Below are 17,407 nucleotides of genomic sequence, written 5' to 3' on the forward strand. Positions count from 1 at the left end.
GCGGAGGACGGAAATCTCGACGGATTCCCCGCTTCATGGCCGACCGCGCGGCAGTCGAGCGCTGGAAGCAGACCTTCGCTCTACTTCGGCGACGTCAGGGAGACCCGTCGCCTGGCCGGCTCGGACTGCACCCAGGGGCCTGATCCCGGCTCCGGCGACAACCGGAAAGGCCGTTGTGGGTTCATGCGCGGCCTGCCGACACGGGTTTGCCGCACGGTCCGAAGGCGCAGCGGCCGGTGTCCGGGGAGCGGGTGCGACACGCGGTACCTGCTCGGCCAGGTGCCGCGTGTCGCGCTGATCCGGACCACGGCCGACGGACTCCCGCAGCTCGGGCAGCGTCCTGCACGGGGCCGCCGGCTCACGGGCGCCGTTCGCGGCTTCGGCCACGCCCCGCCTGCTTGCCATCACCACGACGAGTGCCTCCTCGCAGTGGTGCAGATGCCGATGGGAGGAACACTCTACATAAGCGATACAGCGGTCAGACAATTGTCAGGACAACCCGGAAGTAACTTGCGAGGGAAACTCGGAAGTAACTTGCGAGGGAAACTCGGAAGTAACTTGCGAGGGAAACTCGGAAGTAACTTGCGAGGGAAACTCGGAAGTAACTTGTGAACAAGTAACGAAGACCAAGTAAAGTTCCAGATCTGCCAGTCGCTTCGAAATCGCCGGCGAACCGCCCGCAGCCGCCCAGGTCTGGCCCATGACGGATGAGAGCCGGGATCGAGGGCCTGTCCGAGCTGCCGATTTGCTTATTCTTGACTTGACCAGCACATGCCGCCGTCCTAAAAATTAAGCACTTTTCCGGGGCGCCGAAACGTACGCACCGGAATCCACCATGCTCTCTCTGCCATTTCGGCGCGACCAATAGGCTGCCACTGGGGCGCTGGGGGCGGCACACTTCTGGACACTGGAGCGTCTATGGCCACTGACCGTTTTTTCGCGCTGCGCGCCGTTGCCGCAGCGTGCCACTCGGCCGTAGCGAATTGGACGGACCGGTCGGTATGGCTACCCGCGCAGTAGAGGCGGCGGCGCTGGGCGAACGGCGCGCGGTGATCAGCGTGGCCGTGCACGCCGGTGACCCGGTCAGCGGCGAGGGTGCCGTCGCCTGCCTGCGTTCCACCCCGGGGATCACGCTGCTGCCGCCGGACCGGAGACAGGAAGCCGATGTCCTGCTGGTCACGGTCCACCAGACCACCGAGGACGTGGTGTGCTGGATGGAACGCGCCGCCCAGGAGTCGACCAATCCCGAGATGCGTATCGTGGTGCTCGCCGAAACCATCAGCGAGTACCACCTCCTGCGGGCGGTCAACAGCGGAATGGTCGGCTTCCTGCCACGCGCGGAAGCCGACCGGGACCGCGTGGCGAAGATCATCCGGGACAGCGCCAGGAACCGCGCACTCGTACCCGAACAGATGGTCGGATGGCTGCTCGAGCAGGTCAGGACGATACAGCGCACGGTACTCGTGCCCCACGGGCTGACCGCCGGCGGCCTGCAGGAGCGGGAGGTCGAGGTGCTCAGGCTGCTCGCCGAAGGCCTGGACACCGTGGAGATCGCCCAGCGGCTGAACTACTCGGAGCGGACCATCAAGAACATCGTCAGCGGCATGCTGACGCGACTGAACCTGCGCAACCGCTCGCACGCGGTCGCCTACGCGATGCGTTGCGGAGCGCTGTGAGCCACGGGGAGCGCTCCCGGTGGCTGTCCACGGGAGGACGGGGATGACGAACACGGTCCCGGTGAAGCGCGGCTCGCGGGCCACCGCTCCAGAGCTGCCCGAGGGCGAGATAGAGCTGGCCGAGCCACCGGTGCTCGGTGAGCCGGCGAGCGTCGACTTCGGGTCCGCGCTGGCCTTCCTCCCCATGGGCCTGGGCTCGGCGGCCATGGCGGTTGGGCTGTCCCTGGGCAACGGCTCGCCCACCACCTACATGATGTCCGGGATGATGGGCGTCTCCATGATCGCGATGAGCCTGACCCAGCTCGGGCAGTCGGGCAAGGAACGCAAGCGCCGGATGCGGGCCGAGCGCCGGGACTACCTGCGCTACCTCGCGCAGCTGCGCAAGCAGGCCCGTCAGGCCGCGGCGGAGCAGCGGGCCGCCGTCTCCTGGGACCATCCCGAACCCGAGGACCTGTGGGCGCTGGCGATGGGCCCCAGGCTGTGGGAGCGGCGCGCCAGCCACGACGACTTCGCCCGGGTGCGGGTCGGACTCGGCTCACGCCGGGCCGCCCTGCGCTTCGTCCCCCCGGAGACCAAGCCCGTCGAGGACCTCGAACCCCTCTCGGCGATCTCCCTGCGCAGATTCATCAAGGCCCACCAGACGGTCGAGGGCATGGCCGTCCCCGTCTCGCTGCACAGCTTCAGCAGCGTCGAGTTCGCCGGCGACGGCTCCACGGCGTACGCCCTGGTCCGCTCGATGCTCTGCCAGCTCGCCCTCTTCCACTCGCCGGACGAACTGCGCATCGCCGTACTCGCCGACGAGCGGGGCCGGGCCGACTGGGACTGGGTGAAGTGGCTGCCGCACAACGCCCATCCGCGCGAACGGGACGCGGCGGGTGCGCTGCGGCTGGTCGCCACCGACCACGACGCCCTGATGGACCTGCTCGGCCAGGACGTCAACGACCGCCCCGACCACGACAAGTCCGAGGCGCCCAGCGTCTCCGAGCCGTTCGTGGTGATCGTCGCCGCCGGACCGCACATCCCGCCCGGCTCCCGGCTGCTGGGCACCGGACTGCGCAACGTCGTCCTGCTCGACCTCACCGGCGCCATGACCGGCGGCCCCAAGGTGCTGCGCCTGACCACCGAGCAGGACCAGGTGACCTTCCCGTCCGGCGACGGGACGGCCTCCGCACGGGCCGACGGGCTGAGCCCGGCCGCGGCCGAGAGCCTGGCCCGCCAGCTCGCGCCGATGCGCACCAGCGGCGTCGTGGACCTGGTCGACGAACCCTTCGAGAACGACTTCGACCTGACCACGCTGCTCGGCATCCGCGAGCCGCGCGGCTTCGACGTGGCCTCCAAGTGGCGTCCGCGCACCCCGCAGCACGCCCGGCTGCGCGTGCCGATCGGTGTGACCGAGGACGGCGAGGTCGTCGAGCTGGACTTCAAGGAGTCCGCCCAGAACGGCATGGGACCGCACGGTCTGCTGATCGGCGCCACCGGATCCGGCAAGAGCGAACTCCTGCGCACCCTGGTCATCGGCCTGTGCGCGACCCACTCCTCCGAGATCCTCAACCTGGTCCTGGTCGACTTCAAGGGCGGCGCCACCTTCCTCAACATGGAGAACCTGCCGCACACCTCCGCCGTCATCACCAACCTGGCCGACGAGCTGCCGCTGGTCGACCGGATGCGCGACTCGCTCCAGGGCGAGGTGATCCGCCGCCAGGAACTGCTCCGCGAGGCCGGCTACCCCTCCCTGTACGAGTACGAGAAGGCACGGCTCGGCGGCGCCCGGCTCGCCCCGATGCCCTCACTGCTCCTCATCGTGGACGAGTTCTCCGAACTGCTCTCCAGCAAGCCGGAGTTCATCGAGCTGTTCGTGATGATCGGACGCGTCGGGCGAAGCCTCGGCGTCCACCTGTTGCTCGCCTCACAGCGACTCGACGAGGGCAGCATCCACAAAGTCACCGGACACCTCTCCTACCGGATCGCCCTGCGCACCTTCTCCTCCATGGAGTCACGCAGCGTCATCGGCATCACCGGAGCCTATGAGCTGCCCTCCGCGCCGGGCCACGGCTACCTGAAGATCGACACCACCAACCTGGTCCGCTTCAAGGCCGCCTACGTCTCCGGGCCCTGCCCCCAGCCGCAGATTCGCACCTCGGCGGGCGAGGGCAACACCGGGCCGGCCGCCGAGATCGTCCCCTTCGGCCTGGCGCAGCGGCAGGTGCTGCCGGCGAGCCCCGCGGCCGCGCCGGAACCGGAACCGGAAGACGACGAGAAGCAGTCGGAGAGCTCCGAGAGCCTACTGGAGGTGCTGATCGACCGACTGACCGACGCGGGGCCGCCCGCCCGCCAGGTGTGGCTGCCTCCGCTGGACGACTCGCCGAGCCTGGACCAGTTGCTGCCGGGCATCGTGCCCGACCCGCTGCGTGGAATGAGCGCGAGCGAGTACCCGGCGCTCGGCGCCCTGAGGGTACCGCTCGGCATGGTGGACCGGCCCTACGAGCAGATGCGTGAACTCCTGGTCGCCGACCTCTCCGGAGCCGACGGACACGTCGGCGTCGCCGGAGCACCGCAGACCGGCAAGTCCACCCTGCTGCGCAGCCTCATCCTCTCGCTCGCCCTGACCCACACCCCGGAGGAGATCCAGTTCTACTGCCTGGACTTCGGTGGCGGCGGCATCGTCTCCGTCGCGGGCCTGCCGCACGTCGGCTCGGTCGCCACCCGCCTCGAACGTGATCGGGTGCTGCGCACCGTCGAGGAGCTGACCCAGATCCTGGAGACGCGCGAGAAGCGGTTCACCAGCATGGGCCTGGAGTCGATGGCCGCCTACCGCGCCCTGCGCAGGAGCGGGCAGATCGACGACCCCCACGGCGACGTCTTCTTCGTGGTCGACGGATGGGCCACCCTCCGGCAGGACTTCGAGGAACTGGAGGACCGCGTGACCGAACTGGCCGCCCGCGGCCTCTCCTTCGGCGTGCACGTCATGGCCTCGGCGGTCCGCTGGTCGGAGATCCGGCCCAAACAGCGCGACCTGATGGGCACCAAACTCGAACTCCGCCTCGGCGACAGCATGGAGTCGGAGGTCGGAACACGCCAGGCCGCCGGAGTCCCCTCGCGCCCCGGGCGCGGTCTGACCAGCTCGGGCCACCACTTCCTGTCCGCGCTGCCCCGGCTCGACGGCTCGTCGGCCATCGAGGACCTCACCAGCGCGACCAAGGCCGCGGCGGCGGAGATCGAGACGTTCTGGCCCGGCCGCTCGGCACCGGGCGTACGACTGCTGCCCAGCAACCTGCCGGTGGACCAGCTCCCGCCACCGGAGGGTGACCTGCGTGCCTGCCTGGGCTGGGACGAGAAGCGCCTGCAGCCTGTCTGGCACGACTTCGAGAAGATCCCGCATTTGATGGTCCTCGGCGACGACGCCACAGGGAAGACCAACGCGCTGCGCCTGATCGCCAAGGCGATCACCGCCCGCTACACCCCCGCCGAGGCCCGCATCCTGCTCGCCGACCCCGGACGGCAGCTCCTGCGGGACGTCCCGGAGGAGTACCGCGTCGGCTACGCCGTGGGCACCGAGGCACTGACCGAACTCGCGGCAAGCGCCGCGGCGTCGGTCAGCGGCCGGGTGCCCGGACCCGACATCGCCCCCGAACGGCTGCCACAGCGCGACTGGTGGACAGGACCGCGGCTGTTCATGCTCATCGACGACTACGACCTGTTCGCCACCGGCAGCGCCATGGACAACCCGATGACGCCCATGGGGCCGCTGCTGGCCCAGGCGGCCAACATCGGACTGCACCTCGTGGTCGCGCGCAGCACCTCCGGAGCGATGCGCGCCATGATGGACCCGCTGCTGCGCCGGATGTGGGAGCTGGGAAGCCCGGCGCTGCTCTTCTCCTACCCCAAGGAGGAAGGCAAGTTCATCGGCGAGGCCAAGCCGCGCACACTGCCCCCGGGCCGCGCGCAGCTCGTCACCCGGCGCGGTGTCGGACTGCTGCAGACCGGTCTGGCGGCTCCGTCATGAGCCGGACAGGCGCAGGGCGCCGCACACCCAGGTCCCGGCGGCCTCGCATCCCGTCGACCTTACGCACCCACCCCTTGCCCCGCTTTCACCGTTCGCGCACCGCAGGAGAACCATGAGCACCGCCGCGTCGTCCCCATCCCGCACCGGGAACGGGGGGACCTCCGACGTCTGCCGGCTGACCGTCAGCGCGGCCAGGGGCCGCACCGACCTCGCGGTGCCCGTCACCGCCACGGTGGCCACCCTCCTGCCGATCGTGCTGAAGCGGGCCCTCACCGAGGACGACCTCGGCGACAGATGGGTGCTGCAGCGGCTCGGCGAGGCCCCGCTGGATCTGGACGGCACCCCGGAGACCCTCGGCCTGCGGGACGGCGACGTCCTGTACCTGAGGCTGAAGGACGACGCCCTGCCGGAGTTGCGGTTCGACGACGTGGCCGACGGTGTGGCCACCGCGATCAACGCCCAGGGCCGGCGCTGGCGCCCGGAGCTGACCCGGCGGCTCTGCCTCGTCCTGGCCTGCCTGGCGCTGGGCTCCCTCACCGCCCTGGTCGCCGTCGCCGGCCCGAGCCTGCTGACCGCGCTCACCTGCGGCGTCCTCGCCGTGGGCCTGGTCATCGGCTGCGCTGTGGTGACCAAGACCCTGCAGGACCGGGCGATGGGGACCATCACGGGACTCGGCGCCTGCACGTTCGCCGCGCTGGCCGGACTGTCCGCGGCGGTCGGGCCCGCCGGGCTGTTCGCGCCCGGACGGCTGGACGGCCTGCTCACAGCCGCGCTCACCGGAGTGGCGGCCGCCGCCGTCCTGGCCGTCGGCCGGGTGCCGATCTCGGTGTTCGGCACGCTTCTCACACTGGCGGGGGCCGTGGAACTCGGCTCCTTCCTGTCGATCGTCCTCGCCTGGGACGCGACACGGATCGCTGCGGTGCTCGCGGCGGCCATGTTCGCCATATCTCCGTTCCTGCCGCGCCTGGCACTGTTCGCGGCAAGGCTGCGTGTCGTTGAACTCCCGCACAACGCGGAGGAGTTGCAACAGGGCATCGACCCGTTGCCGGAAGCCCTGGTCAATCGCAGGGTCGCGGCGGCGGACGGCTATCTCAGCGTCTTCTTCCTCTCCACCGCCGCGGTCTTCGCCGTGGCCTGCGTCCTGCTGGTGCGGATACCCCATTGGTGGGGCTGGGTCTTCACCGCGGTGTTCAGCGCGGCGGTGCTGCTCCGCGCCCGCGGCGTGGGCAACGCGGTGCAGCGCATCGCCCTGGTGGTGGCCGGCGGGCTCGGAGCGGTTCTGGTCCTGCTGTCCCGCACGCTGCACGGGAGCCCGGCGGCACAGATCGGCGCCATGTTCGTTCTGTTCGCCGTCGCCGCGCTGCTGCTGGTGGGCGCCTGGCGGCTGCCAGGGGCGAGGCTGCGGCCCATATGGGGACGTGTCGGCGAGATTTTCGAAGGCCTCACGGCGCTGGCCCTCGTCCCGCTGCTGCTTCAGGTCCTCAACGTGTACGGGCACTTCCGCTCGCTGGCCGGCTGAGGGGGCGGGCGTGCAGAATCGACGCGATCACGTCCAGGCACACCGGTTCGCCGTCGGCCGGCTGGTGTCCGCCCTGGTGGCCGGCGATCCGGGCCCTGTCGAGGTCCCCATGCGGCGCGGGAACCTCGGCACGCAGTTCGGCGCCCTGGTGGCGGTACTGCTCGCCGCGGGCTCCGCGGTCTACGGCCTGATCAGCCCCGCCGAAAGCACGGCCTGGCGCAACCCGGGGTCGGTCATCGTCGAGGAGGAGACCGGCAACCGGTACCTCTACTTCGACAAGCAGCTCTACCCCATGGTCAACTACGCCTCCGCGCTGCTGGTCGCCGGGAACCGCGCCAAGACGGTGTCCGTCTCCCGCGAAACCCTCGCGGGTGTCCCGCGCGGACCGAAACTCGGCATCCCCGGCGCACCCGACGACGTACCCCCCGTCACCGACCTGCTTGACGGGGGCCGCGCGGTGTGCCTTCCGCCAGGTGGCACGAAGACGCTGGTCGACCTCGACCCCGCCGGCCGCACCACCCCCGTCCCACGCGACCGGCGGGTCCTGCTCTCCGGGCCGGACCACACCACGTACGTCCTGTGGAACGGCCGGACGTTCCGGCTGCGATCCCACGCCGAACTGGTCGCCCTCGGCCTGGTGGCCGAGCAGACCGTCCCAGTGTCCTCGGCATGGCTGGCCCAAGTGGCGTCCGGCGGGACGCTGACCGCCTCGCACATCCCGAAAGCGGGCTCCCCGGGCCCCTCGGTGGCCGGAGGTTCCGCGAAGGTGGGGCAGCTGTTCGAGACGACGGCCGCCGGCGCGCGGGAGATGTACGTGCTGCTGTCCGACGGCCTCGCCACTGTCAACCGCACCGAGTTCGCCCTGCTCAGCGCCGTACCCGGCGCCACCGCACCTAAGCACGTGACCGCGGCCGACACCGCGGCCGCTCCGGTCTCGTCCGACCGCTCACTGCTGACCGCTGTGCCGGATCTGCTCTCCGGCTCCGCCTTCGACCCGGGCAGCTCGGCACTGTGTCTGCTGCAGAAGGCCGGCAGTTCCCACGGCGGCACGGCGGTGACCGAGCCGGTCGCCGCCGACTCGCGGCGCACCGGCCTGTTCGTACCGCCGGCCAAGGGGCTGCTCGTCACAGCACAGTCCGCGTCGGCGTCCGTCGTAGTGCAGCTGTTCCTGATCACCGACAGCGGGGCGAAGTACCCGCTGGCCGACACCAACGCGGTCGCGGCGCTCGGCTACGGTCAGGCCAAGGTACGGACGCTGCCCCGGCAACTGCTCGATCTGGCCCCCACCGGTCCGGCGCTGGATACCACCGCAGCCCGGTCCGCCGTCACGGCACACGCCGGTTAGGGTTTCGGGCCATGGTGCAAGTCGAGAGCGGTCCGCGCGGCTCCAGCCGTACGGGACTGGAGTGTCACAGCGTCGGCGGTGCGCTGCTGGTCCATCGCGGGGGAAGGGTCAGTCCGCAGGTTCGCGCCTTCGCCGGCGGACTTGCCAAGGACCCGGAACACACCCTGGTCATCGTCGATCTCCCCGGGGATCCGCCGGCTGAGGACTGGGAGGCGGTGGCCAAGCTGCTCAAGCGGCGAGGGCGGTCCTTCCGGGTGATCACCGGCCGGCCGAGCCGCGAGACCGCCATGACGGTCGGCCGGCTCCTGGCCGACCGGCTCGAGCGGACCGTGCTCATCCCGGACGGCTGGTTGCTTCCCGCCGCCGGGGGCGTGCTCTTCGTGCCGGAGGACGCCGGCTCCGGCTGGCTGGGCTTCCAGCCGCGTCGCTCGTCCGCCTGGGCGCGCCTCGCCTCGCACAGGCGTGCTCCCCGGATGTCACGCCGGTTCCCCGTGCCGGACTGGGACCACGCCGTGCCGGAGGGCTCCTTCGCGACCAGCGACGGCGGTACGGCCGAACCCGTGCCCGGCGGCGTCTGGCTCAGGTCCACGGACCACCCCGAGGGCGAGCAGGACGTCCATCGTCGACGGCTGGCGGCCACCCTCCTCTTCCAGTCCGACCGGCTCACCGTGGTACTGGGGTGCCCCGGTAGCCCGTCTCTCTCGGTCGAGGACATCGAACGGTTCTGGGAACGCGTCGCGCCGGATGCCCGGCCGCTGGTGCGTTTCGCCCGATACGGACCGGTGAGCGTGCCGGAAGACAGTGCGCTCGGGCAGATACTCGCCGAACGGTTCGGCCAGGAGGTCACCGTCTACGGCGGGCTGCCGACGGTCGGTGAGCCGGGCACGGACGGTCCGCAGGTCCGCGTACTGGGCGAGGACGGTACCCCAGGCCCGCTCGCCTTCGTGGACGAACTGGTCTACCGGTCGGCGGGCGCGAACCGCTCCCCCGCGTCACCGCCCGTGCTGCGCGGCCACCATCCGCCACTGGACGGCATGTCGGAGGTTTCCCCGGGCGTGTACCAGTACGCGCCCGACGCCGTACTGGAGCTGACCCAGAGCGGACTGTGGCTACGTCCCCCCTCGGCGTCGGCCGACGCACCGGCGGTGCACGGTGTCCCGGCCGTGCCGGGCCGGACGGTCGTCCACTACGACACGGGCACGCCGGAGACGGCACAGCGGCTGCGGTCACTGGCCGAAGAGGTCCAGCAGCAGCTCGATCCGCTGCTCCCGGGAACATGCCGGGTGCTGCCCGCCCCGAAGCACGTCGCGGAGGAGAACACCGTCACGGGGTCCCACCAGGACGAGGGGACTGCTGAGCCGGAGAGTGCGGCTCCCACGGCCGGGGTACCGAGTGGATCGCGGTCGGGAGCCACGGCCGAAGAACGGGGGTCCATGGCCGGTGCGCCGGGGCCTGGCGCGGGGAAGACCGCGCCTGCGGCCGGGGTCCCGGGCGGGGCGGAACCCGGGGCGGCCGGGCCTGGGCCCGAGGGCGGCGTTCGTGAGTCGTCGACGCCGGACTCGGCGGCGGCCGGGAACGGTTCTCCGGCCGAGGTGCCGGAGCCCGCACCGGACAGTTCCGAGTCCGCCGGTGACACACCGGAAGCAACGACGAAAGACCCCGAACCCCCCTCCGCGAAGCCGGGAACCGGTGGCGGGGTGCCTGGGTCTGTCGTCGGTGTCTCGGGGATCGGTGGGGCGCCTGGAGCGGCGGGTGGTGGGCCGGCGACCGCCGGCGAAGAGCATGGGGCCGACGGTGGGGTGCCCAGGCCCACGGGCGGCGCGCCTGCGGCGGAAGGCGGCGTGGCTGAGCGTGGGGACGGTGTTCCCAGGCACCCAGCCGCCGCCTCCGGCCCTGCCCCGGAGCCCGCGCCCGTGCCGGTGGCGGAGCCGTCGGTTGCCGCGTCCGGGCCTGTTGGTACCGAGCCCGGGGTCGCGGCCGGCGCGTCCGGCGGTCCGGTGGCGTCAGGCGCGTCGGAGGCGCCGCCTTCGCCACCCGCGCCCATACGTCCGGGGTCCCTTCGGCTGGAGTCGGCCCCCCCTACCGGTGCCGCGCCCGGCGACGGCGGTGGCGGGACCGCGGATCCGCAGACCACGGCGGCTTCGGCGCCGCAGACGCCGTCGGACCCGGCTTCGGCTGCCTCCCCGGCGCCTCCTTCGGCTGCCGGCCCCGCACCGGACCCGGCAGCAACCGCCGGCGCCGCGGAAACACCCGCTCCGGCGCCGGCAGCGCCCCCCGGCCCTTCGGGACCGCCCGCTTCCGCGCCCCCCACAGCCCGGCCGCCTGCCGTGCGCGTGCAACCCGTGCCCGCGCCCGGAGCCTGCGCCGTGCCCCCGCAGCACGGTGTCGCGCAGGAGCGCGCCTGGATGCGGCGGGCGCTGAAGGAGCACTACGACTCCGCCGCGAACCACGTGTCGAGGGTGCTGTCCCAGTCCCCTGGACTGCGCGGCGGCTCCCGGCAGTCGGCCGATGACGTCGTGACCGACCTGGTCGCGGTCCGGTTGTACCTGACCGGAGGAACCGAGCGGATCGACAGCGCCGTACGCGGTGCGACCGTCGGCCCCCATGTGCCGCTGGCCCGCTGCGTCGCCTCAGGGCTGCGCCGCCTGCCGTCCTATCGTGGTGCCACGCTGCTGCGCACGACGCTGCGCGAGGCGGAGTGGCAGTGGTACGGCAGTCGCCGGCTCGTCACCGAGTGGGCGTTCTGTTCCGCGCTGACCACCGCGCATCCGGAGATGGCCGGCGACGTCGACGTGCTGATCTGGTCGATGACCGCACGCCGCACCGCCCTGCTGGACCCGACCGTCCCCGACCGCGTGCTCTACCTGCCCGGCACCAGTTTCAAGGTGCTTGGCGTCCGCGACGAGGAACGGCGCGTGCTGCTGCTGCGGGAGCTGACAGGCCCGGAGATCGGCGCGGACGGAAGTGTCGACATCCGGCGTCTCCCGCTGGACGACATCGCCATGGCCGGTCTGGAGCAGGCCGCCACGGAGTGGCGGGACGCCAAGCCCGCCGTACGGCTCCCGGCGACGGCCCTCGGTGCTCTCCTCAACCCACCGGGGCTGATCGTGTCCGGCCGTGGCGCCGGCACCGCACCACCAAGAAAGGGAACGACGCCATGACGAGACAGGTCCTGCTGGTCTCCCGGGACCGTCCCGGCGCCTACCAGTCCATAGGCGAGGCGCTGCGCGCGGCCTCCGACGGCGCGGTGATCACCGTGGCCGCGGGCACGTACGAGGAAGCGCTGGTCATCACACGCATGGTGACCATCGCGGCCGCGAGCGGCGCGAGCGAGGTGCTCATCCGCGTGGGCTCGGGCAGCGCCGTCGTCATCGACGCCGAGGCGGTGCAGCTGTCCGGTCTGACGATCTCCGGCGGAGACGACGACACGCCCGCCGTCGAGATCCGGCGCGGCCAGGCCGCCCTGGACACCTGCAGGATCACCGGCGCGGGATGGACGGCGATCCTGGCCTGGCATCAGGGAACGCTGGTGGCACGTGACTGCCGGATCGACGAGGCGCGGGGCGCCGGCATCGTGGTGACCTCGCCCGCCGGCAACACAGTCGAGAAGACCGTCGTGAAGGACACCGTCTCGTCCGCGATCGTGGTCTCCGAGGGCGGCAGGCTGGCGGTCCGGGAGAGCGTCATCGACCGGGCGGGGGGCAACGGCATCTGCGTCAACGGCCAGGGGAACGTACAGATCAAGGACACGGCGATCACCGCGAGCAGCAAGCCGGCGCTGGTCGTCGAGCAGAACGGCGCGGCGGTGGTGTCGGGCCTCACCGTCACCGACAGCGCGAGCGTGGACACGTACTTCACCAGCAAGGGCGAGATCACCCTCACCGGCTGCCGGTTCTCCGGCGCCGGTACGGAGGCTGTGCACATCGCCGCCGGTTCGGGCCCGCTGTTCAGGGAGTGCGGCATCTCCGCCCCGGGCGGTACCGCGGTCCGGATCACCGGGAAGTCACGGCCGCGGTTCGAGGACTGCGAGATCACGCAGGTGTCGGTGGGCGTCGTCGTGGGCGGCGGCAGCACCGCCGGCCTCGTGCGGCTGGCCGTACGCGAGGCGGACCGGGCGGCCCTGTTCGTCACGGAGGGTGCCGCCGCCGAGGTGGAGCAGCTGACGGTGGCCGAGGGGGCCGGCGGCGGGATCCGGGTGGCGGGCGCCGCCAGGGTCGTACTGCGTGAAGGCGAGATCATCACCGACCGGGCGAACGCGGTGGAACTGACCGAGAAGAGCAGCGGCACGTTCCACGGGCTGCGCCTGCGCACCTCCGGCGGCTCCGGGCTCGCCGTGACCGACGGCGCCGAGACGGAGGTGGTGTCCGCCCGGCTCCAGGGCTGCGAGGCCCTCGTCGGCAAGGACGCGGCACTCACCCTGAGGGACAGCGAACTCGCCGGCTCCGGGACCGACGCGATCCGGGTGACCGGCGGCGGATCGGTCACGGCCGTCGGATGCCGGGTGCACAGCGCCCGCGGTCACGGCGTCAACATCCAGGCGAACGCGCGGGCCGAAATCAGCAACTGCGTGGTCTTCGACAACGCCGGGGACGGCGTACGCGCCAACACCGAGGAGCCCGTACTCCTGCGCGACTGCGAAGTGCGGGACAACGGCGGCCTGCAGGTGCACCAACTCCGGGACAACCCGCAGTTCTCGGCCAGGAACCTGACCGGCGGCGACGGGCCGCAGGAGACGACCGGGAGCCGCGGTTCGAAGGGAAGGCGGCGGCCGGAGGACGGGGCGGAGCAGTCCGACGCGCCGGCGACCGCGCAGCACATGGGCACCGGACCGCTCGCCGAACTCGACGCGCTGGTCGGGCTGGAGAGTGTCAAGCACGAGGTCACCGGTCTCATCAACCTCAACAAGATGGCCCAGCGCCGCGAGGAGATGGGGCTGCCGATGCCTCCGATGAGCCGGCACCTGGTGTTCGCCGGCCCCCCGGGCACCGGCAAGACCACGGTGGCCCGGCTCTACGGCGCGGTCCTCGCCGAACTGGGCATCCTCGCGAAGGGCCACATCGTGGAGGTCGCGCGCGCCGATCTCGTCGCGCAGTACATCGGTGCCACGGCCATCAAGACCACCGAGGTCTTCACCAAGGCGATCGGCGGTGTGCTCTTCATCGACGAGGCCTACACGCTGACCAGTCAGAGCAAGGGAAGCGGCCCCGACTTCGGACAGGAGGCGGTCGAGACCCTCATGAAGCTCATGGAGGACCACCGTGACGAGGTCGTGGTCATCGTCGCGGGTTACTCCGAGCAGATGGACCAGTTCCTGTCCTCCAACCCCGGCATGGCGTCACGCTTCTCCCGGACCGTCGAGTTCCCCAACTACTCGGTGGACGAGTTGGTGACGATCGTCCGGGGCCTGTGCGGCAAGCACTACTACGAGCTCACCGATTCCGCGCTGGAGGCGCTGACCGCCTACTTCGAGCGGATCCCGAAGGGGCCTACCTTCGGAAACGGCCGTGTGGCCCGCCAGTTGTTCGAGTCGATGATCAACCGTCAGGCGTCCCGCCTTGCCGCCCATCCACCCACCGCCGACTCGGAGTTCACGCGTCTGGCGGCCGACGACGTGGAGAGCGCGCCCGGGACGGAGCCCGCCGTCCCCGGCGCCGGGGACGACCGGCAGCCGGAGCCGCGCAGCAGCCGCCGTATCGCCAACCTGGTCGGACTGGAGGTGGTCCGCGCCTCGCTCCTCGCGCGCATCGCCGGGCTCACCGAGCTCAACCGGCAGCGCCAACCGCTTGCCGGGCTGATGAACCTGGTGTTCGCCGGCAGGCAGGGCAGCGGCCGAACCGCCGTGGCCGGGCTGTACGCGCGCTGCCTCGCCGAATCCGGGCTGCTTCAGACCGGAGCAGTGCACCGGCAGGAGCTGTCCGCGTTTCCGGCGCGCTGGCGGGAGCAGGCCGAGACGTTCGCCGCCGCGCTCTTCGACGAAGCCGCGGGCGGCCTGTTGCTGCTCGAACTGGACCAGGCCTTCCTGGCCCGCCCGGAGCCCGAGCGCGGCGCCGTGCTGAGCGCGCTGCGCGCCGCCGCGCAGGCCAACGCCGAGGTGGCGCTGGCGCTGTGTGGTGAGGAGGCGGCCCTGGCGCAGGTCCTTAACGCCCGTCCCGGCTCCGAACTGGCCGCCTGCTTCGTCGAGTACCTGCCGTTCGCCGACTACTCCGGAGCGGAGCTGGCCGAGCTCTCGCTGCGTTACCTGACGGCACGGGGCTTCACCGTCGACGACCACGTGCGCGGCTCGCTCGCCGAGCACTTCACGGACTCCCCGCCTCCGGCGGGCGCGTACGGGGCGCACCGGTTCGCCGAACGCCTGGCCGCGGCCGACTCCCCTGCCATCCGTCCGGCTGCCGCTGCCGCACCCGACGGCGCAGGTCAGGTGCCTCCGGAACAGGACAGCCCGGCCCTGGCCGGGGCGGGCACGGGGGTTTGACGACAGCCGGCCTGCGAGCCTGAGGGAGTCGTCGGGGCAACTATCGCTGGTGGACGGGGCAAGGGAAGGCGAGTGTCATTCCACTGGCCCCGGGTCTTCGAGAAGATCTGACTCAGAGGGTTCCACCAGGAACACAAAAACGAGAAAAGGGAGGGTCCCATGGCGGGCCAAGCAGGATTGACTCAGGTCGACCTTCAGGGACTCCACGCGGCCATCAACACCTTTTCGACTGGCGTCGCGAACTTCGACAGCCAGTACAAGGCGATGTCCTCGACCATCAGCAACATCAGCGCCTCGTGGACCGGACAGGCCTACCAGTCGTTCGAGCGGGCGCTTGAGAACTGGCTGGCCGACTTCAACAAGGTGATCACGGTGCTCAACGGCATGGAGAACGCTCTGTCCCAGAACACCAGCGTGCTGACGCAGACGAACGAGACGACCATCCAGAGGGCCCAGCAGGCGGCCGCCGGCATCACCGCTCCGCCGCTCCCCGGCTTCTGAGAACACCCGACTTCCAACGAACAGGAGAAGGACATGGCGGCGGATTACAGTCTCCATTTTGACGGCCTCGAGAGCGCGACCACGGAAATGCGCCAGATTTCCTCGCAGATCGAGTCGTTCCTGCAGGAACTGCAGAGCGGCACCATGAAGGCCATCCTCCTCTGGGAGAGCGGCGCGCGCGACCTCTTCGACCACCAGCGGAACCTGTGGGCCAACGGGGCCGAGGACATGACGAGGCAGGCCCAGGCCGCCCAGGCCGCACTGAACGAGATCATCCAGCACTACGCCGACGGTGAGCGGACCGGCGTGAGCATCTGGAACCGCTGATGGTGGACACCAACTCCATCGACTGGGGGCCCAGCAAGAAGAAGGCGCCTCCTCCGCCCAAGCCCCAGGAGTTCGACTCGACGACCTTCCATGCGCCGGACACCCGGTCCGGACCGCAGAAGAAGGACCTCACCCCGCCGGCGGTCCCGGGCAGCGGTTCCGGCAGTGGCGGGGAGACGTCGGTCCACACGGCGTCCATGGATCTTTTCGCTAGCAACATGGACAAACTCGGGCAGCCGGTACAGGACGCGTACCAGAAGCTCCTGTCGCTCAAACAGGTCAATCCGGGAGCGTTCTACGACGCCTACGCGCTCCGGGAGGTCACCTGTGGAGCCAACGGTGACTCCGGAATCCAGAACACTTACCTCAAGATGCTCCACGATCTGGGTGACGGTCTGGCGGACATCAGCTCCGGTATGCGCAAGCTGAGTGCGAAGTACACGACCGTCGAAGAAGAATCCAAGATGACGGCCGACGATCTGGACAACGCGATGAAGTCCGCTCAGGGAGATTTCACCAAGATGGGCTCCGGCGGATGAGAACAAGCTGTACTGCTGCCTGGGGCGGCGTCAGGTGCGGATGCGCCTGACGCCGCTTTAGGCGTTCGCCCCCCCGCAGGCACGAACGGAAGCTTGGACGCCATGGCAAAGCCACCCAAGAAGAACTACGACTCCGGCAACACCAAGCAGGAGACGAACACCTCCGGGATATTCGGCAACAACTCTGTCATGGGGTCGGCGAGCGACTACGACAGCTGGGACTGGAAACAGATCGAGGCGGTCATCGTCGGTGGTTCTAACCTGTCCCAGCAGAACGAGGTGGACCGGGCGCACACCGTGGCCTCCCCGCAAAGTCTCTACGACGCCGGTGACACGTTCCAGTACGTGCATGACGTTCTGCAGATGGTCTCCGAGAACCTGGTCGCGCAGGCCCAGGCACTGGCGGGCAACGACGACTCGCCGTGGAAGGGCGCTGCGGCGGATGCCTTCATGGACATGATGCAGACGTTCTCCAGTCAGGTGGCTGCCAGCACCAAGGCGCTCGCCGGGGGGAGCACGGGCGAATCGGTCGCGCAGACCCTCGTCGACGCGGGGAACCAACTCGCGGTCGCCCAGGCGAACATCATCACCATCGACAACTGGTACGCGCAGCAGGCGCTGAAAATCGGCATCAAGCCGATGAAGAACGGGCTGGTCCCGGTCAGCCAGAGCCCGAAGATCGTCCAGATGATGACGGACGACATGCGCAGGGTGCTGCACACGCTGGCGGGTCACTACTCCGTCGAGACGCGCATGCTGAACCAGGTCTCCCCGACGGGCATCACACCGACGACCGGTGATGGTGGTGGCGCACTGCCCCCGATGCCGACCGACCCGGGTCCTCTCAACAACTTCACGTCGCCGACCGTGCCGGTTCCGGTGACACCCACGCTTCCGGGTGGTGCGAGTCCGGGGGATCCGCTGGGGGGCCCGAACCTGAACACAGGCGGGCCCAGTCCGGTGACACCCACGCTTCCGGGTGGTGCGAGTCCAGGGGATCCGCTGGGCAGTCCGAACCTGAACAC

Annotated in this window: 10 protein-coding genes; all 10 read left to right on the forward strand. The window is 70.6% G+C overall.

From position 1 onward, the window contains the following. The first annotated feature begins 1,001 nt into the window (after positions 1 to 1,001). A complete protein-coding gene (locus tag ACWC09_RS50290; RefSeq protein ID WP_450858752.1) occupies positions 1,002 to 1,676 on the forward strand; it encodes a helix-turn-helix transcriptional regulator in 675 nt (224 codons plus the stop codon). Positions 1,677 to 1,719: 43 nt separating this feature from the next. Further along, positions 1,720 to 5,679: a type VII secretion protein EccCa gene (eccCa, locus tag ACWC09_RS50295; RefSeq protein ID WP_450858753.1), complete on the forward strand. Its 3,960-nt coding sequence runs from the start codon at positions 1,720 to 1,722 to the stop codon at positions 5,677 to 5,679. 112 nt (positions 5,680 to 5,791) lie between these two features. Then, positions 5,792 to 7,198 carry a type VII secretion integral membrane protein EccD gene (eccD, locus tag ACWC09_RS50300; protein ID WP_450858755.1) on the forward strand — a complete coding sequence of 469 codons (1,407 nt, stop codon included), beginning with the start codon at positions 5,792 to 5,794 and terminating at the stop codon, positions 7,196 to 7,198. Between the two features lie 10 nt (positions 7,199 to 7,208). Beyond that, complete coding sequence (eccB, locus tag ACWC09_RS50305) at positions 7,209 to 8,543, forward strand: type VII secretion protein EccB (protein WP_450858756.1); 1,335 nt, start codon at positions 7,209 to 7,211, stop codon at positions 8,541 to 8,543. An 11-nt stretch (positions 8,544 to 8,554) separates the two neighbouring features. After that, positions 8,555 to 11,704 (forward strand): hypothetical protein, encoded by a 3,150-nt coding sequence (locus ACWC09_RS50310; protein WP_450858758.1) that lies wholly within the window; start codon positions 8,555 to 8,557, stop codon positions 11,702 to 11,704. Further along, entirely contained in the window at positions 11,701 to 15,015 is a 3,315-nt protein-coding gene (locus ACWC09_RS50315) for a right-handed parallel beta-helix repeat-containing protein (protein WP_450858760.1), read from the forward strand. The genes ACWC09_RS50310 and ACWC09_RS50315 overlap by 4 nt, the downstream gene beginning before the upstream one ends. Before the next feature lie 159 nt (positions 15,016 to 15,174). Continuing rightward, complete coding sequence (locus tag ACWC09_RS50320) at positions 15,175 to 15,516, forward strand: WXG100 family type VII secretion target (protein ID WP_450858762.1); 342 nt, start codon at positions 15,175 to 15,177, stop codon at positions 15,514 to 15,516. A 33-nt stretch (positions 15,517 to 15,549) separates the two neighbouring features. Next, positions 15,550 to 15,843 carry a WXG100 family type VII secretion target gene (locus tag ACWC09_RS50325; protein ID WP_450858764.1) on the forward strand — a complete coding sequence of 98 codons (294 nt, stop codon included), beginning with the start codon at positions 15,550 to 15,552 and terminating at the stop codon, positions 15,841 to 15,843. Next, the gene (locus ACWC09_RS50330; RefSeq protein ID WP_450858766.1) at positions 15,843 to 16,382 is read left to right on the forward strand and encodes a hypothetical protein; all 540 of its coding nucleotides are present in this window, start codon (positions 15,843 to 15,845) and stop codon (positions 16,380 to 16,382) included. The genes ACWC09_RS50325 and ACWC09_RS50330 overlap by 1 nt, the downstream gene beginning before the upstream one ends. Before the next feature lie 102 nt (positions 16,383 to 16,484). Then, positions 16,485 to 17,407: WXG100 family type VII secretion target (locus tag ACWC09_RS50335; protein ID WP_450858768.1), on the forward strand; the 923-nt coding region annotated here is incomplete at its 3' end.

The organism is Streptomyces sp. NPDC001617, assembly GCF_053596855.1.

What these genes read in the sequence shown, in the direction of transcription:
- ACWC09_RS50290 (WP_450858752.1), top strand. Translation starts at nt 1,002, where the DNA reads ATGGCTACCCGCGCAGTAGAGGCGGCGGCGCTGGGCGAACGGCGCGCG.
- eccCa (WP_450858753.1), top strand. Translation starts at nt 1,720, where the DNA reads ATGACGAACACGGTCCCGGTGAAGCGCGGCTCGCGGGCCACCGCTCCA.
- eccD (WP_450858755.1), top strand. Translation starts at nt 5,792, where the DNA reads ATGAGCACCGCCGCGTCGTCCCCATCCCGCACCGGGAACGGGGGGACC.
- ACWC09_RS50310 (WP_450858758.1), top strand. Translation starts at nt 8,555, where the DNA reads ATGGTGCAAGTCGAGAGCGGTCCGCGCGGCTCCAGCCGTACGGGACTG.
- ACWC09_RS50315 (WP_450858760.1), top strand. Translation starts at nt 11,701, where the DNA reads ATGACGAGACAGGTCCTGCTGGTCTCCCGGGACCGTCCCGGCGCCTAC.
- ACWC09_RS50320 (WP_450858762.1), top strand. Translation starts at nt 15,175, where the DNA reads ATGGCGGGCCAAGCAGGATTGACTCAGGTCGACCTTCAGGGACTCCAC.
- ACWC09_RS50325 (WP_450858764.1), top strand. Translation starts at nt 15,550, where the DNA reads ATGGCGGCGGATTACAGTCTCCATTTTGACGGCCTCGAGAGCGCGACC.
- ACWC09_RS50330 (WP_450858766.1), top strand. Translation starts at nt 15,843, where the DNA reads ATGGTGGACACCAACTCCATCGACTGGGGGCCCAGCAAGAAGAAGGCG.